This is a genomic window from Rhodospirillaceae bacterium, from assembly GCA_018662005.1.
In the GTDB taxonomy this organism is placed as follows: domain Bacteria; phylum Pseudomonadota; class Alphaproteobacteria; order Rhodospirillales; family JABHCV01; genus JACNJU01.
Genome location: JABJHA010000027.1, coordinates 1 through 22,988, shown reverse-complemented (window position 1 = coordinate 22,988; position 22,988 = coordinate 1). Strand labels below are relative to the sequence as shown.

At 54.3% G+C, this 22,988-nt stretch carries 22 protein-coding genes and 1 tRNA gene; 16 read left to right on the top strand and 7 right to left on the bottom strand.

Features of this window, described 5'->3' with window-relative positions; all coding sequences use genetic code 11:
- Positions 1-24 precede the first annotated feature (24 nt).
- The 3 genes from yidD to rpmH are packed head-to-tail and all read right to left on the bottom strand — an operon-like array spanning position 25 to position 841.
- A complete protein-coding gene (yidD, locus tag HOL66_11690; GenBank protein MBT5244893.1) occupies positions 25-288 on the bottom strand; it encodes a membrane protein insertion efficiency factor YidD in 264 nt (87 codons plus the stop codon).
- 53 nt (positions 289-341) lie between these two features.
- Positions 342-710, bottom strand: coding sequence for a ribonuclease P protein component (gene rnpA / locus HOL66_11685; protein ID MBT5244892.1), 369 nt, complete (start codon positions 708-710; stop codon positions 342-344).
- Positions 707-841: a 50S ribosomal protein L34 gene (rpmH, locus tag HOL66_11680; GenBank protein ID MBT5244891.1), complete on the bottom strand. Its 135-nt coding sequence runs from the start codon at positions 839-841 to the stop codon at positions 707-709. The genes rnpA and rpmH overlap by 4 nt, the downstream gene beginning before the upstream one ends.
- Before the next feature lie 251 nt (positions 842-1,092).
- Here rpmH and HOL66_11675 point away from each other — a divergent pair, with 251 nt between their 5' ends.
- From HOL66_11675 to HOL66_11635, 9 genes are all read left to right on the top strand, one after another.
- On the top strand, positions 1,093-1,824 hold the full coding sequence (locus HOL66_11675; protein ID MBT5244890.1) for a TVP38/TMEM64 family protein: 732 nt from the start codon (positions 1,093-1,095) through the stop codon (positions 1,822-1,824).
- A 9-nt stretch (positions 1,825-1,833) separates the two neighbouring features.
- Positions 1,834-3,258 (top strand): FAD-dependent oxidoreductase, encoded by a 1,425-nt coding sequence (locus HOL66_11670; GenBank protein ID MBT5244889.1) that lies wholly within the window; start codon positions 1,834-1,836, stop codon positions 3,256-3,258.
- 12 nt (positions 3,259-3,270) lie between these two features.
- Positions 3,271-4,728: a HAMP domain-containing histidine kinase gene (locus tag HOL66_11665; protein ID MBT5244888.1), complete on the top strand. Its 1,458-nt coding sequence runs from the start codon at positions 3,271-3,273 to the stop codon at positions 4,726-4,728.
- Between the two features lie 8 nt (positions 4,729-4,736).
- Positions 4,737-5,513, top strand: coding sequence for a methyltransferase domain-containing protein (locus HOL66_11660; protein MBT5244887.1), 777 nt, complete (start codon positions 4,737-4,739; stop codon positions 5,511-5,513).
- A gap of 106 nt (positions 5,514-5,619) precedes the next feature.
- Positions 5,620-5,787, top strand: coding sequence for a nitrate reductase (locus tag HOL66_11655; protein ID MBT5244886.1), 168 nt, complete (start codon positions 5,620-5,622; stop codon positions 5,785-5,787).
- A 55-nt stretch (positions 5,788-5,842) separates the two neighbouring features.
- Positions 5,843-6,139 (top strand): chaperone NapD, encoded by a 297-nt coding sequence (locus tag HOL66_11650; protein ID MBT5244885.1) that lies wholly within the window; start codon positions 5,843-5,845, stop codon positions 6,137-6,139.
- Positions 6,132-8,648: a nitrate reductase catalytic subunit NapA gene (gene napA / locus HOL66_11645; protein MBT5244884.1), complete on the top strand. Its 2,517-nt coding sequence runs from the start codon at positions 6,132-6,134 to the stop codon at positions 8,646-8,648. Before HOL66_11650 ends, napA begins: the two co-directional genes overlap by 8 nt.
- 17 nt (positions 8,649-8,665) lie before the next feature.
- Entirely contained in the window at positions 8,666-9,109 is a 444-nt protein-coding gene (locus HOL66_11640; GenBank protein MBT5244883.1) for a nitrate reductase cytochrome c-type subunit, read from the top strand.
- Between the two features lie 3 nt (positions 9,110-9,112).
- Positions 9,113-9,709, top strand: coding sequence for a cytochrome C (locus HOL66_11635; GenBank protein ID MBT5244882.1), 597 nt, complete (start codon positions 9,113-9,115; stop codon positions 9,707-9,709).
- A gap of 7 nt (positions 9,710-9,716) precedes the next feature.
- Here the strand turns inward: HOL66_11635 and ggt are convergent, their stop codons facing one another.
- The gene (gene ggt, locus HOL66_11630; protein MBT5244881.1) at positions 9,717-11,525 is read right to left on the bottom strand and encodes a gamma-glutamyltransferase; all 1,809 of its coding nucleotides are present in this window, start codon (positions 11,523-11,525) and stop codon (positions 9,717-9,719) included.
- Positions 11,526-11,811: 286 nt separating this feature from the next.
- Between ggt and panB the strand changes: the two genes are divergently transcribed.
- The 3 genes from panB to HOL66_11615 are packed head-to-tail and all read left to right on the top strand — an operon-like array spanning position 11,812 to position 13,919.
- The gene (panB, locus tag HOL66_11625; GenBank protein ID MBT5244880.1) at positions 11,812-12,651 is read left to right on the top strand and encodes a 3-methyl-2-oxobutanoate hydroxymethyltransferase; all 840 of its coding nucleotides are present in this window, start codon (positions 11,812-11,814) and stop codon (positions 12,649-12,651) included.
- A gap of 3 nt (positions 12,652-12,654) precedes the next feature.
- A complete protein-coding gene (locus tag HOL66_11620) occupies positions 12,655-13,491 on the top strand; it encodes a pantoate--beta-alanine ligase (protein MBT5244879.1) in 837 nt (278 codons plus the stop codon).
- Positions 13,491-13,919 carry a DedA family protein gene (locus tag HOL66_11615; GenBank protein ID MBT5244878.1) on the top strand — a complete coding sequence of 143 codons (429 nt, stop codon included), beginning with the start codon at positions 13,491-13,493 and terminating at the stop codon, positions 13,917-13,919. Before HOL66_11620 ends, HOL66_11615 begins: the two co-directional genes overlap by 1 nt.
- Before the next feature lie 87 nt (positions 13,920-14,006).
- Here the strand turns inward: HOL66_11615 and HOL66_11610 are convergent, their stop codons facing one another.
- Together HOL66_11610 and HOL66_11605 are read right to left on the bottom strand one after the other, a co-directional pair.
- Positions 14,007-15,281, bottom strand: a complete 1,275-nt coding sequence (locus HOL66_11610) for a long-chain fatty acid transporter (GenBank protein MBT5244877.1) — start codon at positions 15,279-15,281, stop codon at positions 14,007-14,009.
- 339 nt (positions 15,282-15,620) lie between these two features.
- Complete coding sequence (locus HOL66_11605; GenBank protein ID MBT5244876.1) at positions 15,621-16,781, bottom strand: hypothetical protein; 1,161 nt, start codon at positions 16,779-16,781, stop codon at positions 15,621-15,623.
- A gap of 286 nt (positions 16,782-17,067) precedes the next feature.
- Between HOL66_11605 and HOL66_11600 the strand changes: the two genes are divergently transcribed.
- Positions 17,068-17,144: transfer RNA gene (locus HOL66_11600), tRNA-Arg, on the top strand.
- A 140-nt stretch (positions 17,145-17,284) separates the two neighbouring features.
- Positions 17,285-17,581, top strand: a complete 297-nt coding sequence (locus HOL66_11595; protein ID MBT5244875.1) for a hypothetical protein — start codon at positions 17,285-17,287, stop codon at positions 17,579-17,581.
- A gap of 3 nt (positions 17,582-17,584) precedes the next feature.
- On the opposite strand, the gene HOL66_11590 is transcribed toward HOL66_11595, so the two are convergent.
- Positions 17,585-19,372: a Crp/Fnr family transcriptional regulator gene (locus HOL66_11590; protein MBT5244874.1), complete on the bottom strand. Its 1,788-nt coding sequence runs from the start codon at positions 19,370-19,372 to the stop codon at positions 17,585-17,587.
- A 154-nt stretch (positions 19,373-19,526) separates the two neighbouring features.
- Between HOL66_11590 and HOL66_11585 the strand changes: the two genes are divergently transcribed.
- Positions 19,527-20,414: a radical SAM protein gene (locus HOL66_11585; protein ID MBT5244873.1), complete on the top strand. Its 888-nt coding sequence runs from the start codon at positions 19,527-19,529 to the stop codon at positions 20,412-20,414.
- A 270-nt stretch (positions 20,415-20,684) separates the two neighbouring features.
- A partial coding sequence (locus tag HOL66_11580; protein MBT5244872.1) for a HAMP domain-containing protein occupies positions 20,685-22,988 on the top strand: 2,304 nt, incomplete at its 3' end.

Here is a 22,988-nt window from a genome sequence, read left to right as displayed (position 1 = left end):
ATTATTTTTCCGTCATCTTAAAGGTCAAACTGGTTTGTGATTATGGTGATGGCAGTCAAGGCTGGAACCGGCAACCGGATCAAAACCCTCTCCGCCCCAGGGATGGCAACGGCCAATACGGATTAAGGCGAGCCACGCCCCTTTGACAAAACCGTGATGGCTAAAAGCGTCCATGGCGTAGCTGGAGCAGGATGGATAAAAGCGGCAACTGCCCGGCAACACCGGCGAGATCAGCAACTGATAGCCGCGGACCAGGCTCGTGGCGATGCGTCTGGGCAAATGCCACAGCGCGTTATCGGGAAAACCTGCCAGCTTTTTCAAATCCAAAACCCCGGTAGTCTTTATTGATAGGCATCCAGCTTTTTCAAGGCCGTCGTTAAATCGTCTTCCAGATCAGAAAACGATCTTTTCAGCGAATTCCTGCGTCCGATGATAACGAAATCCATACCCGGTTGGGCGTGTTCTGTCATCACGTTTTCGGCGGCGGCTCTTAGTCTGCGGCGGACCCTGTTACGGGCAACCGCGTTGCCGACCTTGCGGCTGACCGTAAAGCCAACGCGTGCTTGCCTGATGTCCGTCTCTTCGTCGGGGCGCGGACGCGACTGTACAATCAGTCCCGACGCGACCCACTTACGCCGGGTGGCGGCGACCTTCAGAAATTCAGGACGGCGCTTTAGGCGTGGAATTGCAGACACGAGACTAAGGCTCAAGCAGAAAGGCGCTTGCGGCCTCTGGCCCGGCGGTTTGCAAGAACACGGCGGCCGCCAACGGTGGCCATACGGCTACGAAAGCCATGCCGACGCTTGCGGACAAGCCTGCTAGGTTGATAAGTACGTTTCAAAGGGTTCACTCCCGTCAAAAAACAAGCCCGGTGTATAGGGTCTTGGCGGGGGGAAGTCAACGCCATCTGCGCCTTTATCCCTTATTTTCCGGGACGGGCCGGTAACCTGGCGGTAACGTAAAGGTGACTGGCAAGGCCCGGGAGTGGCAATTTATAAAGGAAGCGCCCGAAAAAAGCTGATCGATTGTCGTCTTTGGGGTAAAGTTTGCTATTGTTTTCAAGTTGTTAACAAGATTCCAGGAATGACATACATGGACCAGCCGGATACCCAGACAACAGGGGAGACGTTCTCCGTTAAAAAATTGTTGCCGCTGGTCGTCATGGTTGCCGGATTTATTTCTTTTTTCTGGCTTGGGCTGGATCAATATCTGTCGTTTCAGGCGCTCAAAGACAACCGCGACCTGTTGATGCACTGGCGTGATGAGAATTTTCTCATAGCGACCCTGAGTTTTGTCGCTTCTTACGCCGTTCTCAGTGGCCTTTCAGTGCCTGTCGGCCTGTGGATGACTCTGGCGGGCGGTTTTATGTTCGGCACCGTGGCTGGTGGCTTTCTTTCCCTTGCCGGGGCGTCGGCCGGTGCGACAATGGTTTTTCTGGCCGCCCGTTTCGCCTTTGCCGATGTCCTTCGCGCCAAGTGCGGGGCGGCGGTTACCAAAATGGAGGCGGGCTTTAAGGAGAACCAGTTGAGCTACATGCTGGTGCTCAGGCTGGTTCCGCTGTTCCCGTTCTGGCTGGTCAATCTGGTGCCGGCTTTCCTGAATGTTTCGCTGCGGGTTTATGTGCTGGGCACTTTTTTCGGAATGATCCCGGGGGCCCTTGTTTACGCCAGCGTTGGAAACGGGTTGGGCATGGTCTTTGAAGGTGGGGGTGAACCTGATCTGGGGCTTATTCTGGCTCCGGAAATTCTCATCCCGATCATCGGCCTTGCGGCACTGGCATTGATTCCGGTGATTTATAAAAAATTCATTAAATCGGATACTTAGGACAAACTTATGGCAGAGCATGTGAAGGTTGATATATGCATCATCGGCGCCGGTTCAGGCGGCCTGTCGGTGGCCGCCGGGGCCCAACAGATGGGCGCTTCGACGGCTCTTATCGAAAAGGGTTTGATGGGTGGCGATTGTCTGAATTACGGCTGTGTTCCCTCGAAGGCGCTATTGGCCGCCGGTCACGCGGCCAAGGCTTTTGAGCACGCTGCGGATTTCGGCGTCAATGGCGGTAAACCCGAGATCAGTTCGGAAAAAGTCTACGGCCATATCCGCGATACCATCGCCGCCATTGCCCCCAACGATTCGGTTGAACGCTTTGAAGGGATGGGCGTTAAGGTGATTGAGGCCGAAGCCTGCTTTACGGGACCCGGTGAAGTGGTTGCCGGTGAGACCACCGTGCGGGCCCGACGTTTCGTTATCGCCACCGGCTCGCACGCTTTTGTGCCACCGATCAAGGGACTGGATCAGGTTCCTTACATGACCAACGAAACTATTTTTAACGGCCCTGTTCTACCTGACCACCTTGTCGTTATTGGCGGCGGTCCTATTGGCATCGAGATGGCCCAGGCCCATCGTCATTTGGGCTGCAAGGTGACGGTCCTGGAAATGTTCGCGATCATGCCCAAGGATGATTCGGAACTGGTCGCCGTGGTGCGCCGGGCTTTGGATCAGGACGGTATCACCATCATCGAAGGCATTAAGGTTGTCGGCGTCGAGAAGACGCCCGCCGGGGTTGCCGTGATCATTGAAAAAGATGGCGCGGAGGAAACAATCGAAGGTTCTGACCTTCTCGTTGCCGCCGGTCGCAGGCCCAATGTGGGTTCTTTGGATCTGGAAAAAGCCGGCGTCGAGCATTCCCCCATGGGCATTACCGTTGATGCCAGACTGCGCACTTCCAACAAGAAAATTTTTGCCATTGGTGATGTCGCCGGCGGGTTCCAGTTTACCCATGTTGCCGGATATCACGCCGGTATTGTCATCCGTAACGCCTTGTTCCGGTTACCCGCCAAGGCCGATATGCGGGCTACCCCATGGGTCACCTATACCGCGCCGGAGTTGGCCCAGGTCGGATTAACAGAAGATGAGGCTAGAAAAAAACAGAATGATATCAAAGTCTTGACCTGGCCCTTCGCGGAAAATGACCGAGCCCAGGCAGAGCGCCTGACCGATGGCCTGATCAAGGTTGTGACGAACCGCAAGGGCCATATCCTTGGTGTCGGAATCGCCGGGGCCCACGCCGGTGAACTCATTCAGATGTGGGTTCTGGCGATGTCGAGAAAATTGAAGATTGGCGATGTCGCATCGATGATTGCCCCGTATCCGACTCTGGGCGAAGTCTCCAAGCGGGCCGCGGGCAGTTTTTATACGGAGGCCCTGTTTGGCCCACGGACAAAAAAACTGATCCGCTTTTTAAGGCTGTTTGGATAGTATAATGTCGCTATGAGTGAGCAGGAAACCACACCAGCGACAAAGCCCGATTCAACGGAGCCAATGCCAAAGGGTTTTTCCGGCCTGTCGGCCAAACTTCTGGTGCTGACCATTTTTTTCGTCATGGTCGCGGAATTCCTGATCTATACGCCGTCGATCTCGCGCTTTCGCAAGGATTATCTTGAAGATCATATCGCCACGGCCCATCTGGCGTCCCTGGCCCTTGAGGCGACGCCAGATAACATGGTCAACCGCGAACTTGAAGAAGAGCTGTTGTACCACGCCGAAGCCTACTCAATTACCCTGAAACATCCGACAAGGCGGGTTTTGATGTTAAGTCAAACCAACCTGCCCCGTATCGACGTTATCTTTGATATGCGTCAGGGGGATTTCCGCATGTGGATATTGGATGCTTTCGAGGTTCTTTTTAGCGACGGCAACCGGGTCATGCAGGTTATTGGCATTTCCCCCAAGGCCATGGACGTGGTTGTCGAAGTGACCCTGGATGAAGCGCCAATGCGTCAAGCCATGCTCGGCTTTTCGGCCCGTATCCTTCAACTTTCCATTGTTATTTCCCTGCTCACGGCGGGCCTTGTCTATTTCAGTCTGCTGTGGCTGATGGTCCGCCCTTTGCGTCACATAACCCAGTCCATGGTTCGCTTTCGTGAAGATCCGGAAGATACGACCAGACAATTGCAACCCAGCAAGCGTAATGACGAGATTGGCGTTGCCTTACGTGAACTGGCGATGATGAAAGAAGATGTGCGCGCCGCCTTCAAGCAAAAGAACAGGCTGGCGACGCTGGGGGCGGCGGTCGCCAAAATCAATCACGACCTGCGGAATTCCTTATCGACGGCGATGCTGGTGTCTGACCGGCTCGCCGATATTGATGATCCGGAAGTCAAAAAAGTAACGCCACGGCTGTATACGGCGATTGATAAGGCGGTGGTGTTGTGCAGCCAGACTCTCAATTACGTCAGCGGTGGTTCGACAAAATTACAAATCAGCCATTTTCATCTGCGTGAACTGATTTCCGAGGTTGCCGCCGCGACTCGCGACGAGATGACCATCGGCGGCGAGACGGGTACGATCGCCAACCCGTCCTTTATGGTGATAAACGAGGTCGATTTTGAAATCGATATACAAGCGGACCGGGATCAATTGTTCCGGGCGCTTAGTAACATGACCCTGAACGCCCGTCAGATTGGCGCCAGTCAGGTTATCATTTCAGCTGAAGATAAGGAGCCCAGTGTTGTTATCGACATTTCCGACAATGGCCCCGGATTGTCGGAAAACGCCCGCAACAAACTATTCCAGCCTTTTGCCAGTTCAAGCAGAGAAGGCGGTACGGGGCTTGGATTGGTTATTGTTCGTGACATCGTGCGCGCCCATGGCGGTGACATGGCTCTGACTTCAGCCGCCGGAGAGAAAACCGCCTTCCGGCTGGCCATTCCAAAACAGGCTTTATAAGGGTGTCGGTGCGCTGGAACCCGGAACACTATTTGAAATTCGCCGATCAACGGTTGCGCCCGGCCCTCGATCTGATGGCCCGCATAAATGCCCCGGAGGCGAAAACCATTTACGATCTGGGCTGTGGGCCGGGTACGGTAACCCGCTTGCTGGCCGAACGCTGGCCGGGGGCGGACATCACAGGTATCGATTCATCTCCCCAGATGCTGGCCCGCGCCGCCAGGGAAGCCCCTGACATCCGGTGGCTTGAAAGCGATATCACGGCGTGGACGTCCGAGGCGCCGGTTGACCTGATTTTTTCCAACGCCGCTTTGCACTGGTGTAATGATCATCAGAATCTGTTCCCGGGGTTTATGGAAAGGCTTGCCCCCGGTGGGGTCCTGGCGGTGCAGATGCCGAAAAACCACGAAGCCCCGTCTCATACCCTGATGGCGGAAGTGGCCCGTAGCGGCCCGTGGGCGGAATTACTGGCACCGCTTGTGCGCGAAAGTCCGGTCGGGTCCACAGAAAACTATTATGATCTGCTGGCCGCACAGGCGCGCTCCATTGATATTTGGGAAAGCCAGTACGTACACATACTGGAAGGCGTGGACCCTGTCTTTGAATGGCTTCGGGGAACGGCGTTGAAGCCGTTGCTGTATGCGTTGGAAGGCAGTCAGAACCCACAATGGAAGGCGGAATTCTGTGACGACTTCAAGCAATGTTTGAGAAAAGCTTACCCGCAACGAAGCGATGGTTGCACGCTTTTCCCATTTCGTCGCCTGTTCTTGATTGCCGTCAAATAAAATGCCGAAAAAGGGATTATGATCGCCTAGTTAAGCCTTCCCATGTCATCAAGATGAGCCTACCATTATTTCAAGATTTGGTGATTGTTTGAAAGGGTATCAAGACGTGAGCGACCCCACTTCCGAAGAGGTTCCGACCCGCGAACAAGAGCTGAAAGGCTTCTTATTACTAACCGTCCTGCTGGCCCCTGGGCTGGCCATCGCCCTGGTTGGCAGTTACGGATTCGCGATCTGGATATACCAATTGCTTGCAGGGCCCCCCGGTGTTTCCTGATCACCTTGGCATGACTGATTTAGAGCGTAATATTTTCAATAAAAGGATACCCCAGATGACGACACGACCGTCACGACGCGACCTGATTTCGGCGCGTTTTACCGAACAGCGATTTCATATCGCCAGCCTGCTGGTGCAGGCGCGCCCGGAACACATCCCTGGACTGACAGACACGCTCAATTTACTGGGTGGTATCGAGGTCCATGATTCGGATGCCAGGGGGAAGATGATCCTTACTGTAGAGGCCGAAAACGACAAAAGCCTGATGGAAGCGATCACCCACGTTGAACAAACCAAAGGCGTTATCACCACATCGCTGGTTTACCATCAGATCGAGGAAGACGATGAGTAATAAAAAATCAGGTATTCAATTAAGCCGTCGTGACTACATCAAGGCTAACGCCGTTGCTATCGCCGCCGCCGCCGCCGGAATGCCAACACCGGCAAGCGCCGCCAATCTTGTCACCGATAAGGAAAAAACCCGGCTCAAATGGTCGAAAGCAGCGTGCAGGTTCTGTGGCACCGGTTGCAGTGTCATGGTGGCAACAAAGGATGGTCACGTTGTTGCCACCCACGGCGACACAAAATCGCCGGTCAATCGTGGTCTCAACTGCGTCAAAGGCTATTTCCTGTCGAAGATTCTGTACGGTCAGGACCGTCTGACCGAACCGATGCTGCGCATGACCGACGGCAAATACGACAAGAACGGCGATTTCACGCCGATAAGCTGGGACGCGGCCTTCGACATCATGGCCGAAAAATTCAAGAAAACCCTGCGTGAAAAAGGACCAACGGCGGTCGGCATGTTCGGTTCCGGTCAGTGGACAGTTTGGGAAGGGTATGCGGCGTCGAAGCTGATGAAAGCCGGTTTCCGTTCCAACAATATTGAACCCAATGCCCGCCACTGCATGGCTTCGGCCGTTGGCGGTTTTATCCGCACCTTCGGAATGGATGAGCCGATGGGCTGTTACGATGATTTCGAAGCAGCCGATGCTTTTGTGCTGTGGGGATCGAACATGGCCGAAATGCATCCGATATTGTGGACCCGCGTTACCGACCGTCGCCTGAGCACACCCGGCGTCAAGGTGGCAGTGCTTTCGACCTTCGAACACCGGTGCTTCGATTTGGCCGATATTCCCATGGTCTTTACGCCGCAGACCGATCTTGCGATTCTTAACTTCATCGCCAATTACATCATTCAAACCGACCGCGTAAATCATGAGTTCGTGAAAAAGCACGCCAATTTCCGTCTCGGTAATGCCGACATCGGTTACGGCCTAAGGCCCGAGCATCCGCTCGAGAAAAAGGCCATGAACGCCGGCAAGGCCGGTGGTTCCAAGCCGATGACGTTTGAAGAGTACGCCAAATTTGTCAGCGACTATGACGTCGATAGCGTTTCGGAACTTTCGGGGATTCCCAAAAACCGGCTGATCGAAATGGCCGAACTTTACGCCGATCCTAAAATCAAGGTGATGTCACTTTGGACCATGGGCTTTAATCAGCACACCCGCGGGGTCTGGTGTAATAACCTGATCTACAACATCCACTTGTTGACGGGAAAAATTTCCGAACCCGGAAACGGCCCGTTTTCGCTGACCGGCCAGCCTTCGGCTTGCGGTACGGCCCGCGAGGTCGGAACCTTCTCGCACCGTCTGCCGGCTGATCTGGTCGTTAAAAACCCGGCCCACCGGGCGATCGCTGAGAAAATATGGAAACTGCCTGAAGGCACGATTCCCGGCAAACCCGGTTTTCACGCAGTGCTTCATAACCGCAAGCTGAAAGATGGCGACATCAACGCTTACTGGGTGCAGGTTAACAACAACGTCCAGGCGGCGGCTAACATGAACGAGGAAACCCTGCCCGGATACCGCAACCCGGAAAATTTCATTGTCGTATCGGACGCCTATCCAACGGTGACCTGCGAGGCCGCTGACCTTATTCTGCCAACCGCAATATGGGTCGAAAAGGAAGGCGCTTACGGGAACGCCGAACGGCGCACCCAGTTCTGGTACCAGCTTGTCGATGCACCCGGTCAGTCCAAGTCGGATTTGTGGCAACTGGTCGAATTTTCCAAACGCTTCACCACCGATGAAGTGTGGACCAAGGAAATCCTCGATAAGTCACCGGAATATAAGGGGAAAACCCTGTACGAGGTGTTGTTCAAGAACGGTAACGTCGACAAATACCCCATGACCCATACCAACCTTGATTATGAAAACCATGAAGCCAAGGATTTCGGCTTTTATATTCAAAAGGGCCTGTTCGAGGAATATGCCGAATTCGGTCGCGGTCACGCTCATGATCTGGCCCCCTTCGACACCTATCATAAAGAGCGCGGACTGCGCTGGCCGGTGGTCAACGGCAAAGAGACGAAATGGCGCTACCGGGTCGGCCATGATCCTTATGTGGACCTGGGAACGGATGTCCAGTTTTATGGCAAGAAGGATAACAAGGCGCTTATTTTCGCCCTGCCTTACGAGCCAGCGGCTGAAAGCCCGGATAGTGAATTCGACTTGTGGCTTTCTACCGGTCGGGTGCTTGAACACTGGCATTCGGGTTCGATGACCCAGCGGGTGCCGGAACTCTATGAAGCGTTTCCCGACGCCGTCGTTTTCATGCATCCCGATGACGCCACGGCGCGCGGCCTTAAACGCGGCAGCGAAGTGCTTGTCCAGTCGCGGCGCGGCGAGATTAAGACCCGCGTTGAAACTCGTGGTCGAAACCGGCCGCCAAGGGGGCTGGTGTTCGTGCCATGGTTCGATGCCAGCCAACTCATCAACAAGGTGACCCTGGACGCCACGGACCCCATTTCCAAACAGACGGATTACAAAAAATGCGCAGTCAAGGTTGTTTCGGTATGAGCGCCCTAACAAAAGGGATGCTTGGCCTCCTGTCCGGGCTCTTTGTTTTTCTGCTGGTGGCGAACGCGCCAGCCGGGGAACCTATTGCGACGTTACGTGGCGGCACTGTTCTTAGCGATGAAGCCAGTGCCCCGGCGATGTCCCGTCAATCCAACAGCAGTTTGCGCCAATCGCGCAACTATCCCGAACAACCACCGACCATCCCCCACAAAATCCGTGGTTATCCGGTTAATTTAAACGCCAATAAATGTATGAGCTGCCACAGCCGCACGGCGGTTGAACGCTCGCAGGCACCGATGATCAGTATCACCCACTTTATGGATGCTGACGGTCAGGTGCTGACGTCGGTCACCTCCAGGCGTTATTTTTGCACCCAATGTCATGTGCCAAGATATGGGGTCAAGTCATTGGTTGGTAACAGTTTCGTCGATGTCGAAACGCTGATCCAGAAGGGCAATTAAACAGTGACGCTCTTCGCAAAGATCAAACAGCTGTGGCGCACACTCAATGCCCCCAGCCGCCATTTCAGTCTCGCCTTCCTGACCTTTGGCGGGTTTCTCGCCGGTGTTATCTTCTGGGGTGGTTTTAACACCGCCCTGGAGTTGACCAACACCGAGACCTTTTGCACCAGTTGTCATGAAATGCGTGACAATGTGTTTAGCGAGCTGCAGCCCACCATTCACTACAGCAACCGTTCAGGGGTCCGCGCAACCTGTCCCGATTGTCATGTGCCCCATGACTGGACCAACAAGATCGCCCGTAAAATGGCGGCGACGAAAGAAGTCTGGGGCAAGCTCTTCGGCACTATCAGCACCCGCGAGAAGTTTCAGCAAAAACGTCTTGAGCTGGCAAAGCACGAATGGGCCCGTTTCAAGGCCAATGATTCCCTTGAATGTCGCAACTGTCATTCATACGACTCAATGGACATTACCTTGCAAAGCCCGCGTGCATCTGATCAGCATCAACGCTATCTGGCTTCCGGTGATAAAACCTGTATCGATTGCCACAAGGGAATTGCCCACGAACTGCCGGATATGTCAGGTGTAGAGGGTTGGAACTAGCTCCTGGTTAATCACCCAGGGCGACACCTTCCCGGCGGTAATCGGCGGCGCCCAGCAGCTTGCCATCCTTGACCTGAACAGCGTGCAGGCCGCTGGTCATGTCTCTGACCTTGACGGTGTGACCCAGGGCTTCCAGGGCCGTTGTCAGTTGCTCAAGGCCAGTTCCTGCTTCCAGATCCGTTGACCCGTTGCGGTTGGTCATGTGGGGCATGTCCAGGGCGCTTTGAATATCCATATCCCAATCAAGGGCGGCGATAATAGCCTGGGCGACATAGCCAATAATGCGCGAACCGCCGGGCGAGCCAATGGCCAGAACCACTTTCCCCTCGCCATCAATGACAAGGGTCGGCGCCATGGAACTACGCGGCCGCTTGCTAGCCTCGGCCCGGTTGACGACGGGCCCACCGTCACGTTCGGGGGCAAAGGAAAAATCAGTCAATTGATTATTGAGCAGGAAACCACCGGACATCATTCGTGAGCCAAAGGCATTTTCGATGCTTGATGTCATCGATACGGCGTTGCCCGCCCCGTCAATGACGCTGATATGAGAGGTTGATAATCCGGGCTCATTGTCACTGCCAGAGAAATTCCAGCTGGTGCTGAGGCCAGGCATCCCCGGGAAAGCTTTTTCGAGGGCCTTACCCGGTGAAATTTCTGCGGCCCGCAATTCCAGGTAACCGGGGTCCAGCATCCCGGCTCCGGGAACGGGCACAAAATCCGGGTCGGCGATATAGGTGTTGCGGTCGGCGAAGGCAAGCTTTGAGGCTTCAGCGATCAGATGCAGGGCCTGGGCGTCCATGAGGCCTTCTTCATCGGGTTTCATCTCGGCCAAATCGAAGGATTGCAGGATACCCAGTATTTGCAAGGCCGTCAGTCCGCCCGATGAGGGTGGCCCCATGCCACAGACCAGCCATTGTCGGTAGAAAAGGCAAACAGGGTCGCGCTTGACTGCCTTGTAAGACAACATATCGTCCATAGTCAGCAGGCCGGGGTTCTGGCTGGCGTTGCTGATGGTGTCGATGATATTGCGGGCCAGTTCACCGCTATAGAAGGCATCGGCTCCATTTTCGGCAATTTTTCGTAAACTGTCGGCAAACGGCTGGTTCTTCAGCGTGCGGCCAATGCCTAGTGGGGTGCCATCACTTTCATGGAAATAGCTGGCGGTTGCCGGAAAGATTTTCAGGAAGCGGTCTTTGCTGATCAGACCATTCAGCCGGGGTGAGACATAAAACCCCTTTTCCGCCAATGTGATAGCAGTATCAAAAAGTTCTGCCCAAGGTAATTTTCCGTGCTCGTTGTGGGCCATTTCCAACATTTTGAGTAAGCCCGGGACACCGACGGAAAGGCCGCCGACGGCGGCGTCAAAGAATTTTCGCGGGGTGCCGTTAGGACCTAAAAACATTTCCGGGTGGGCCTTGGCCGGTGCCGTCTCGCGCCCGTCATAGGCGGCCATCTGTCCACTTTGTGCATCCAGATGCATCATAAAAGCGCCACCGCCAATGCCGGAGGATTGCGGTTCGACAAGATTCAGCACCATTTGGGCGCTGATTGCCGCGTCGACAGCACTGCCGCCAGCGCGTAAAATTTCTCGCCCGGCCTCCGCCGCCAACGGGTTGGCGACGGCGATCATCCATTTTTCGGCCTGGACAGGATCGCGCTTGACCTTTTGCGCAACGACAAGTGCCGCTTCGGGGGCGGCCTTTGGATTAATATCAACGGCAGGTTCCGGCTCGCCTGTTTTTTTTGCACAGGCGCCAAGCAGAACGGTTGCCAGTAGTGCAAAAGCAAATTTCCCGGGAATGCCCATTATTTTCATGCAGCCATGCTACCCTTTGACATCAACGATGGGAATATTTTGTTGCCTTTGAACGGCTGCGGCAAATAGTCTTTGCCTAAGGAGTGTCATAAATGGACTCGTTTATTGCCTGGTTTAACGAATACAAAGTGGCCTGGATGCTGGTGTTTTTCGCTGGCGTGCTGTTTTGGGCCTTCCGCTCACGATTTCGTCGTCCGCCGAAGAATTAGGGCGGTTTAATTCGCCCTGAAAAGGGATTAGGATCGGCGTCATTGACAAGTCCACTGCTTTATAGGAACTCTGGCCCTTGAGCGTCCACCGTGAAAACAGGAAAATTACCGTTATCGATATTCGCGACCGTAAGGGTGGCGACCCGTTGGTATGCCTGACCGCCTACACATCCCTGACGGCCCAACTGCTCGATGAAAACACCGATTTGTTGCTGGTTGGTGACAGCCTTGGCATGGTCCTTTACGGGCTGGAAGATACCCTGGGGGTGACGCTTGATATGATGATCGCCCATGGCAAGGCGGTTATGCGCGGTGCAAATAAAGCCTGCGTTATCGTCGACATGCCCTTTGGTTCCTATCAGGAAAGCCCGGCGGTCGCCTTCCGCAATGCGGCCCGGGTGATGAAGGAAGTCGGCTGTGCCGGGGTCAAGCTGGAAGGTGGCCGTGAGATGGCACCGACTATTGATTTTCTGACCAAACGCGGCATTCCGGTTCTCGCCCATGTCGGGCTTCTGCCGCAATCGGTCAACACGGCCGGTGGGTTTCGCTCTCACGGCAAGGAAGACGGAGAGGCGACGGGCATTCTGGCCGACGCCGTCGCCGTTGCCGAAGCCGGGGCTTTCGCCACTGTGGTCGAGGGGACGGTCGAGCCGCTGGCCCGCTCGATTACCGAAACCATTGCCATTCCGACCATCGGTATTGGTGCCTCCCCGGCATGTGATGGCCAGATTCTTGTCACAGAAGATCTGGTTGGCCTGTTCTCCGATTTTACGCCGAAGTTCGTCAAGCGATACGCCGACCTGGGCCAGCAAATCGCCGATGCGGCGAAAAGCTATTCCGAAGACGTCCGCTCCGGGCGCTTCCCTGGTCCCGAACACTGCTTTGGCATGCGCCGCCCCGACGAGGACGCGGAATAATTCATGGACATCGTTCGCAGCGTCGATGATTTGCGAGAACGCGTTGCCGACTGGCGCGGGCAAGGCTTAAATGTTGGTTTGGTGCCGACCATGGGGGCCCTGCACAGTGGCCACATGGCGCTTGCCGGGCGCTCTGTTGAAACCATGGAGCGCACCATTGCCAGCCTGTTTATCAATCCCAAACAATTCGGACAGGGTGAAGATCTGGAGAGCTACCCCCGCAATGAGCAAAGCGACGCGGAACAATTGACAAATGCGGGGGTCGATCTGCTTTTTACCCCGACAACCGAACAGATGTATCCGGCTGGCTTCGCCACCGGGGTGGCGGTCAGTGGCCTTGGTGATATCCTGGAAGGAAGTTCTCGCCCTGGATTTTTTGACGGTGTCGCCACGGTCGTCTGCAAGCTGCTCAATCAGGCCGCCGTCGATGCCGCTTTTTTTGGCGAGAAGGATTACCAGCAATTGTTGGTGATCCGCACCATGGCCCGTGATCTCAATATCCCGACCCGCATTGAAGGGGTTGCAACGGTACGCGAGGCCGATGGCCTGGCTCTGTCTTCGCGCAATGTATATTTGAGCACCGAAGAACGTCAGGGCGCACCGGCTTTGTATAAAACCATTTGCGACGTGGCGACAAAGATTAAGGCGGGTGCGCCCCTTGCTGAGGCAGAGGCCTGGGGCAGTGCACAGATAGTGGCGGCGGGCTTTGCCGGTGTCGATTATCTAAGCGTCGTGGATAGTGAAACCCTCGAGCCTTACGACGATGCTTCCAGGCCGGGCCGGGTGCTGGTGGCGGCACAGCTGGGCCGGGCCCGGCTGATCGATAACGTGGCGCTCTAATGGAAAGTCTGACCGGCGTTTTTTTGAGCGCCTTCCTGGCGGCCACCATCCTGCCTTTTTCATCGGAAATTGTTCTGACCGCTTTTTATGCCGCCGGTGGCGGGGAAGCTGTGACCCTGTGGCTGGTCGCCAGTGCCGGAAACGTGCTTGGTGCTTTGGTCAACTGGTGGCTGGGGCGTTATCTGTTGCACTGGCAGGATCGCAAATGGTTTCCTTTCAAACCCGACCAGTTGGGCCGGGCCGAAAACTGGTTCGGGCGTTTCGGAACATGGTCACTCTTGTTGGCCTGGGTGCCGCTGGTTGGCGATCCGCTCACTTTCGTCGCAGGCTTGCTCAGGGTCAATGTATGGGTGTTTCTGGTGCTGGTCACCATCGGCAAGGCCGGGCGCTACGCCGCGGTGCTGTGGTTGGCGGACGGGATCATATAGCCAAAAGAAAAACGCCCGGTGCGGGGGGCACCGGGCGTTTTTATGAGTAGAGGCAGATTACTTATGACACTCTAGAAGATCAGGCGATTACCACTTGTATGTGTAACCGACGGCGATCTCATTCTGGTTCATCTGATGCTTTACATCACCGGCCCCGTTATTAGGATGTCCGCCGGTAATGCTGTCATCAAAGGCCCGGGTGTAAGCAAAGCTGACAGCCTGATTGTCCATGAAATCGTATGTCGCACCAACACTGGCGTGGATGCGAACAACAGCCGGGGCGATAATGTTGAACAGGATTTCGGCATTATCGTAGGACTGCGTGTTCCAGCTGCCACCAGCACGAAGCGTCAAGTTTTCATCAACGTCATACGTGCCACCAATTTTGATGACATGAACATCGTCCCAGCCAAAGCCACAACCGTTTTTGGCACCAAGTCTTTTGTCTCCGGAACAGGTTGACAGAGCACCCGCGCCTGAGTTTCCAACGGAATCAACGGAGCTAAAGGCAATCATTTGATAATCGAGGGCGAGGGAAAGGCCGCTATCGGGAACGGTGTAAGCAAGACCAAGGGTTGCGGAAGCCGGAATGTCAAATGTACCACCATCGGCAAACAAGCCTTTATACTTGTCGAACTTTTGCATCATCATACGTGACTGTAAAGAGGCACCAAGAGATAGAGGGCCGAGATTGCCCTGATAACCGGCACGAAGACCATAACCTGCAGAGTAATCGTAGCCCTTGTTCGTTACGTTATCGGCAAAAGTCGAAATGCCGGTAAAGGCCTGAAGACCATATGCGGAAAAATACTGGACGGCGAGGGTTGGTGTGATGCCAACAGAATGGTTGCCGAATTTTTTAGCGTAGGTGACGCCAAGCAGGGCCTGCCCCAAATCAACGCCGGCAGTTGCGGTGGCATTGGAGCCGAAGTTTGTGAACGGGTTATTGCCCCTGTAAGCCGTGTTCATGCCGCCATTTGCGTTCATGACAAAGCCTAAAGACGTGTCATCATCCAGCATCGTGTTGACACCGAATTCAGGAATTGCGAACCAGTTTCTGGAACTTTTATAGGTGTCGTTTGAAATTGTTCCGCCGCCCGAAGCAGTAATTTTTCGGTTTGGGTTAAAGGCAGCGATGCCAACATCGACGCGGTTACCCACATTCACCATCGACGCCGGATTGGTGGCGCCCGATAGCGCGTCCTGGCCTTTTAAGGCGACGCCGGCGCCGGCCATACCCTTGGCTGAAACACCGTAACCGGAAGAGAAATAACCGTTGGTAGCCTGGGCTACATTAAACGGTGCGAACACAGCAACGGCAGCTGCCGTTAAAACTGTAAGTTTAAACTTGCTCGAAAACATGCGGGAAACCCCCTACTCAAAAACAAAATTACAAGGATCACAAACGCTGGCGAGCATTATACGCAGCCGCCACGTCCCCCGTTATCCTCATGGAACCGGGCTCAATATACGGGAACAGGCCGTAGAATTGTAGTATTATAGTATCTCTAATATAAAGACACGCATTACCATGAGGCGAGTGTTGCAAAAATAACACAAAAAAATGCATTATTTTCAATAGGTTTATGCCCTATTTCACAATGGGTAGGTCGTTATAGGCACAGGGGAAGATTCTGCAAAAAAAACCGGCAAGCCCAATTTGTAAGGACTGCCGGTTTATTTGAGAAAGGGCCGATTCGCTTACCTGAGGTATAAATGGACCTCGTTGGACTTTGTCTGAGCGCTTGTTTTGCCTGACATGGCCACACGCGAAGGCGGCAAACCCATTTCGATCAGCGATCTTAAAACGCCTTCGGCAAAACGTTGCGCCTTGTTGGAATTCAATGCGATCCGGGCCGGACCACCGGCGCCCGGGGCGACGGCGACAAGATCAAAGACGGCGTCGGGACGACGCTCCAAAACCCGGCTAACGGCGGCGTAAAGGGCCTGCTGATAAGGAATATCCGGGCGGTCAAAGCGAATCACCACCAGCGGACGGCGACCCGTTGTGTCCTGGGCCCTTGCCGGTCCCTGGAAGATGGAGTTTCCGGCAGCCGAAACAATGGCTTGATTGGCCAGGCTGGCGCCAAAGATTTCCCCACCCTTGATACCGGCTGACAGCAGGTTCAGGTTGGAACGTTCGGTGGCAACATAATTGGTTTGACGGCGCACATCTTCTGCAAGCTCTTTAAGCAGCCGTTCAATCAGGACGACAGTCCGGTTGACCTCGTCTTCAAGGATCGCCAGTTGTTTGTGGTCCTCATCGACAGCACCCGAAACGCTAAAGGCGGCGCGGGTCGATTCCGAAAGGAACGCCGACATGGTTGAATCCGCTGATACAGCCGTGGCCAGCCGGTTCAGCTCGCCCGTGTCATTGCTGATTTGCTCAAGATTGCCGCGCGCATTATTGAATTGCTGCACCAAAATCGGGTTGCCCGGCGTGGTGCCAACCTGCAAACGGGTGTTAATGGCGGCAACGGTACCGTGGTAGCGTTGCGAATTTTGCACAATGGTGGCGCGCACCTGTTGCAGCGTTGCATTGTGTTGCGAGATCGACCCCTGCAAGCGTTTCAGTTCGCTTCGCAATTCGACGACCTTCTTGCCAACGAAGGTGCCCGATGCCGTACCGGACGTCACACCCTCAGGCTGGAAGTTGGTGGTGCCCAAAGCCGGTTGCGCCGTTGCCGGCGTTGCCAGTACAGGCGCCTGGGCTTCTTGTTCGCTCTGGGTTGCTTCTGGCGCCCCTTTAGGGTCCTCGCCGGTTAGCGATGGCCACAGCGCATCTTCGGTGAAAGAGCACGCAGGAAGGAGCAGCACCGCAGCAATGACGGCGGCTCGATATCCTGATGATTTCCGGAACATTGAAAACTTCATGAAGTGACTGAGCCCTTACCTAAAATATTTTTTCGCTCTCTTTATTAAGAGACGCAAATAACATACACGACGATTATTCCATAGTTTAAGAAATATCGCCCCCACTCTTTTGGTTTTTCAGGATATTACTCAAAGCCACTAGGCGCGACAAGGACCGATTTACTTACTTCAATTTTGAGCGTGAAAACAGCCCCTCTAAGCACTTGCCATGGCAATGCCTCTGGAGTAGTGTCGCCAGCCTTCGCGAGGGGGGGTCGTGTCCCCGCGCAAGCATGTGCCCGTAGCTCAATTGGATAGAGCATCTGACTACGAATCAGAAGGTTGGGAGTTCGAGTCTCTCCGGGCGCGCCATTTCCCTCAAGGCTTTCAAATATGTATTTTCCGCAGAATTCTGCTATGGTAAGGCCATGTTGATGAATTTTTCCTTGTCCTGGAAGGCCCTGTTGGTGACCTTAGGCAGCTTTGCGACACTTACTTTTGGCGCGCCCGCCATGGCCGGATCAGGCAAATTCACCACCACCAATTTACCTTATTGGAATGTCGGGCAGTACAACGGCGCGCTGTCCGATGCCTGTCAGCGCAATCTTTTTAATCAGAAAAAAATACAAACGCTAAATATTGGATATTTAGGCAAAAAAGGCATGGGCGTGACCGGGATCGCGACCCGCGAATGGAATTTGAACGACCCGACGGGTCTGGCCAAACCCAATATCACCTATCATTTTTATAATGACCGTTATTCCAACTGCAAAGTTTACATCGCCCACGTAAAGCCGCGTCGTCAATAGTTCCTAAGAATTTCTCTCAACGCCATCTTCCCAGTCCAGTTTCGGAACCGTGGACCCGTTGCGCTCAACAGGTCCGTGGATTTCCTGCAGCAACAAACTGACTCTCGATAAGTTTTTCCTGGCCACGGAAGCGAGCCGTTCGGCGTTGAAATCCGTATACACCCCCAGGGCCTGATCAAAAGCCCCGGCGGCGCCTTCAAGGCGATCCTCGTCACCGGTTAATTTTCCAAGCAGGAACAGCGCTGATCCCAGGTTGTTCTGGGTCGCCGCCCAAAGCAGGGGGCCCTTTTCCTTGCGCCGGATTTCCAAGGCGCCCATGCAAGCGTTGACGGCCTTTTCGAGCACTTCGGTGCTGTGCAGTTGTTCACCCAGCACCTGGGCCGCCTGGGCAAAGTTGTTCATGACATCGGCCCAACGCGCAGGATGGTCGTTCCGGTTAAAGATATGCAGGGCGGACTGAAAGGCGTTCAGTGATTTTTTCAGGGTTTCCGCATCCCCGGTTTTCAAATCAAGTTTATACAAAACCAGGCCCAGGCGGTTTTGCGCCGATGCCCATTGTATGGGGTAGATTTCCGGACGGAAGGTCTCAAGGGCTGCCTCCAGGGCCTCGGCGGACTGATTGAGGGTTTCTTCGTCGTTTGTCCGCTCGGCAATGGCCTGCAGCGAGGCACCCAGGTGTTTTTGGGTCAAGGCCCAGTCAATAGGATTGTCGTCACGGGACAATTGCTCAAGGGCTGCGCGGTAGGTTTGCACCGCGACTTGATACAACTCGGCCGTTCCACGCTGATGGGCAAGGGTGGCAATGGCATTGCCATAACACATCTGGATCGATGCGCGCTCCCGCGTTGTCAGGTCTTGCGGCAGGCTCTGTACCGCCGGCATGGCGGCATAAAGGGTTTCAGACAGGGCCTGACCCAGGCGCACCCGTTTGCCATCATCACCGGCGGTTGTCGCCGCCAGCGCCACAGCCAGCAGCAATTCGGCGAGTTCGGGCTCGAAATCCACCGGTAATGTCAAAACACTAGTGGGCAGGGTAAAGCCGGGCCGGTCATTGTCATCGGAGTGGGCCGAAAAGAAGCGCAGGTGCAGGGTTGTGCCGGGTGCGGGAATGTCAGCGTACATGATCAGGTCGCTGGCAGAAGACGCCATCGCTTCCTGCGCATAGTCCACCAACTTCATCAGCCGGTCATCAGGATGAAGATCGGGATCAATTTCCGGGATTTTATTTAACGCCTTGACCTTGATGCCGGGGCGTTTGCCCAGGGAATTGATGACATGACGCCTTTGCGCCTCGGCAACTTCGGGAACTTCGCCAACAAAAGGAAAGACCCGGATTTCAATGCGCCCGGTTCCTCCATCGGTGGCGGCGGTCAGTTTCTTGAACATACCGCCAATGGAAAAGCCGCCGTTGCCCTTTGGAATTTTCTCAGTAGCGGTGCTGGGATGAGACAGGCGGTCATTGGCCTGGCGTAGCCGTTCAACCAGCTTGCTCATGACGCTCAGAGCCAGTTCGGGTTCATTGCCGAGCGCATCAAGGAAGTCCTGGCGTTCGGTTTCTTCAATAACAACGGGTCCAACGGCGACCGCCGTAGCACTACGCGGTCCGCCATCAAGGATGCCCATTTCGCCGAACATTTCACCGGGTTCCAGCATGGCCAGCATGACCGGTCCGCGTTCGCCAGCTTTACTCAGCTCGACAATTCCCTGACTCAGGAAATAAAGTGAGTTACTGGCGTCACTTTCCCGGAAAATGACATCGCCGTCAGAGAAATTTCGTAAACTCTTTTTCAATGGGATCCTCTAGGACAGGTTTAGCAAAATGGGAACGGTTTGCAATGGTGACTCCCTGCATGGGTATCGTCAACAGCGGCGGTATATTTTTAAAGTTATTCCCATCAGGTAAACAAAAGATTGCTCCGGCGGCTTAAATCGACAAAATGCCCCGATGATGCTTTACGACATGCCCCTGTACCGCCCCCCGTCCGAAGGTTCCAACCTGATCATTCAGGTCACATACGGTTGTTCGTTCAATGAATGCTCGTTCTGTTCGATGTACAAATCAAAGTCATACCGGGTCCGCCCCATGGGTGACATCTTCACCGATATCGAAGACGCCGCCCGTGACTGGCCGCAAGCTCACAGGGTTTTTCTGGCCGATGGTGACGCCATGGGCCTGGATTACGATGACTTAAAGCAGATTTTGCTCAAACTGACTGAAACATTTCCCAATTTACAGCGCGTGTCAGCTTACGCGACACCGGTAAACCTGTTGCGCAAAACCGCTCAGGAACTTGAACAACTGCGAGCCCTGCGTCTCAGTCTTGTCTATGTCGGTATTGAATCGGGCTCCCGGGAAATTCTCAAGCGGGTGACCAAGGGGGCCAGTCCCGCCTCCATTGAAAAGGCGTTGGCCCGGGCCCGGGACGCCGACATCAAGGTTTCGGCGACGGTCATTCTGGGTCTTGGTGGACGCACGTTGTGGCGCGAGCATATTATGGGCACCGTAGAACTGATCAACAAAACCGCCCCGACCTATCTTTCAACCCTGCTTTTGGGTCTGGAAGAAGCCCAAAGCCCACGTTTCATGCAACGCTTCGCCAGATTGGGCGGCGCTTTTGAATGGCAGGATGAAACGGACACCCTGGAAGAGCTCAATCAGTTGGTTAGCGGGCTTGACCCTGTCCGTCCTGTCATCTTCCGTTCCAACCATGCCTCTAATTCACTGGCCCTGGCGGGTAACCTGCCCAAGGACAAGTCCCGGTTACTGGCTGAAATTGAACATGCCCTGTCAGGAGAAACGGCGCTAAGACCACACTATATTCGTGGTTTTTAAGCTTGCGTACCCGGGCTTTGAATCATTAATGTATTGAGATGAGCTTGTGGGGGATTCAATAGAAACAAAAGTCGCCGATGTATGGTGCTGATTTTTGTTGAGATCTGGGAGTTACTAACCCTTTTTTTGTGAAAAAATGCAGGTTAGCAACCGCTTCATAGCGTGTTGTTGAGTGCTTTTGCTGCTGTTGTGTGCTGCACCAGTATTAGCGATTTTGTCTGTCAGGAAGACAGATAACAGCCGACTTTCTGTTTGAATGGAGTATCGATCATGAATTTACGTGTCCGCCCAAAACTGATTGCTGCCTTTTTACTCGTTGGCATCCTGCCTTTTGCCATCATCGGCGTCATCTCGCTGGTTCAAACCAATGCTGCACTAAAAACCGCCAGCTTTAATCAGCTTGACGGCGTGCGTGGTATTAAAAAAGCGCAGATTGAAAAATTCTTTGAAGAACGAAAGGGCGATGCGGGCGTTCTGGCTGAAACAGCCACCACCTTGATGGAAGAGGCATTTTCCAAACTGGAAGCAATTCGCGCCATCAAACACGGACAAATCAAATCCTATCTGGAAGGCATTCGCCAGGACACCCAGATCATGGCCAATAACCAGGGCGTTGCAGAAGCCATCGTTGCTTTCAGCAATGGCTGGAATGAATTGGGCGGCGGTCAAACCGTGTCCTTGCAAAATCTTTATATCAACGATAATCCCCACCCGGCTGGTGAAAAGCTAAACCTTGATGCTGCCAGTGACGGTTCAGGATATTCTCAAACCCACGCCAAGTATCACCCCTGGTTCCGCCAGTGGTTGTTGGAGCGTGAGTACTACGATGTGTTCCTGGTCGATCGTTCGGGTAATGTCATTTATTCAGTCTACAAAGAGCTGGATTACGCCACAAACCTGAAAAACGGGCAGTGGAAAGACAGTGACCTTGCCAAGGTATTTTCCATGGTTGAGGAAAATAAGAAAAAGGGTGAAGTTGCCTTTACGGATCTGTCCCCTTACGCGCCAAGCGCCGGCGCACCAGCCGGCTTCCTAGCGACACCGGTTTATAACGGTAGTCAGTATAAAGGCGCGCTGATTGTCCAAATGCCGCTTGGCAAGATCAATGCCATCATGACCGAGCGTACTGGCCTTGGCGAAACCGGCGAAAGTTATCTTGTTGGACCCGATAAACTGATGCGTTCGGACTCGTTCCTTGACCCCAAGAACCACACGGTTTCTGCATCTTTTGCCAACCCCGCAAAAGGCCGGGCCGACACCGAGGCTACGCAGAATGCCCTCAAGGGTGAATCTGGCTCCGACATTATTATCGATTATAATGGCAACCCGGTCTTGTCGTCCTATGCACCACTGAACTTCCTTGGTTTGCGATGGGCCGTATTGACTGAAATTGATGTTGCCGAAGCTTTCGTCCCTACGGATTCAGAAGGTAAGGAATTTTACAAAAAGTACGTCGATGCATACGGCTATTATGATCTGTTCCTGATCATGCCGGACGGTTACATCTTCTACTCGGCGTTTCGCGAGCCTGATTACCAAACCAACATCCTGAGCGGCAAATACAAGGATTCAGGTCTTGGTGATCTGATGCGCGAGGTTCTGAAAACCAACAAGTACGGTGTTGCCGACTTTGCGCCCTACGCACCCTCAAACGGAGCGCCAGCTGGCTTTGTCGCCATGCCGATCATCCACCCGGCTGACAATGAACTGGAAATGGTCGTTGCTCTGCAGTTGTCGCTTGATGCGATCAACAGCGTCATGCAACAGCGTGAAGGAATGGGCGAGACCGGCGAGACCTATCTGGTCGGTTCGGACAAACTGATGCGTTCAGACTCCTTCCTTGATCCGGAAGGCCATTCGGTAGCGGCCTCATTCGCCAATCCTGAAACGGGTAGTGTCAATACCGATGCGGCCACGCAGGCGCTGGCAGGTGAAACCGGATCGGAAATTATCACCGACTATAACGGCAACCCCGTTCTATCGGCTTTTGCTCCCCTTCAGATCGGCAATACCACTTGGGCGATGATTGCCGAAATCGATGAAGCAGAAGCCTTCGACGCGGCAAATACCATCCGTATGCAGATTATAATCATCGGTGTTATTGGCGTCGTTCTGATTGGCGGCATCGGCTTCTTTGTCGCCGGTTCGCTGGCCAACCCGATTGTTGACATGACGGATTCCATGGGTGTTCTGGCTGGCGGCGATCTGGACGCCGATATTCCGGCCCAGGACAGGGAGGATGAAATCGGCGAAATGGCGGCTGCCGTTCAGGTCTTTAAGGAAAACGCCATCCGCGTCAAGGAGATGGAAGCCGAAGCGGCGGAGCAGGAAAAACGCGCTGCTGCGGAAAAAACCCGTCTGATGAACCAAATGGCCGACGACTTCCAGGCCAGTGTTGGCGGCGTCGTTCAGACCGTTTCTTCAGCGGCGACAGAATTGCAGTCCTCGGCCCAGTCGATGACGGCAATTTCCGAAGAAACCTCGACCCAGGCGACGGCGGTGGCCGCGGCTTCCGAAGAAGCCTCGACCAACGTTCAGACGGTAGCCTCGGCAGCCGAAGAACTGTCCTCGTCG

Bases quoted from the DNA above. Each gene is read 5' to 3' on its own strand.
- HOL66_11675 (MBT5244890.1), top strand. From the start codon at position 1,093: ATGGACCAGCCGGATACCCAGACAACAGGGGAGACGTTCTCCGTTAAA.
- HOL66_11670 (MBT5244889.1), top strand. From the start codon at position 1,834: ATGGCAGAGCATGTGAAGGTTGATATATGCATCATCGGCGCCGGTTCA.
- HOL66_11665 (MBT5244888.1), top strand. From the start codon at position 3,271: ATGAGTGAGCAGGAAACCACACCAGCGACAAAGCCCGATTCAACGGAG.
- HOL66_11650 (MBT5244885.1), top strand. From the start codon at position 5,843: ATGACGACACGACCGTCACGACGCGACCTGATTTCGGCGCGTTTTACC.
- napA (MBT5244884.1), top strand. From the start codon at position 6,132: ATGAGTAATAAAAAATCAGGTATTCAATTAAGCCGTCGTGACTACATC.
- HOL66_11640 (MBT5244883.1), top strand. From the start codon at position 8,666: ATGCTTGGCCTCCTGTCCGGGCTCTTTGTTTTTCTGCTGGTGGCGAAC.
- ggt (MBT5244881.1), bottom strand. From the start codon at position 11,525: ATGAAAATAATGGGCATTCCCGGGAAATTTGCTTTTGCACTACTGGCA.
- HOL66_11620 (MBT5244879.1), top strand. From the start codon at position 12,655: ATGGACATCGTTCGCAGCGTCGATGATTTGCGAGAACGCGTTGCCGAC.
- HOL66_11615 (MBT5244878.1), top strand. From the start codon at position 13,491: ATGGAAAGTCTGACCGGCGTTTTTTTGAGCGCCTTCCTGGCGGCCACC.
- HOL66_11610 (MBT5244877.1), bottom strand. From the start codon at position 15,281: ATGTTTTCGAGCAAGTTTAAACTTACAGTTTTAACGGCAGCTGCCGTT.
- HOL66_11605 (MBT5244876.1), bottom strand. From the start codon at position 16,781: ATGTTCCGGAAATCATCAGGATATCGAGCCGCCGTCATTGCTGCGGTG.
- HOL66_11595 (MBT5244875.1), top strand. From the start codon at position 17,285: ATGGCCGGATCAGGCAAATTCACCACCACCAATTTACCTTATTGGAAT.
- HOL66_11585 (MBT5244873.1), top strand. From the start codon at position 19,527: ATGATGCTTTACGACATGCCCCTGTACCGCCCCCCGTCCGAAGGTTCC.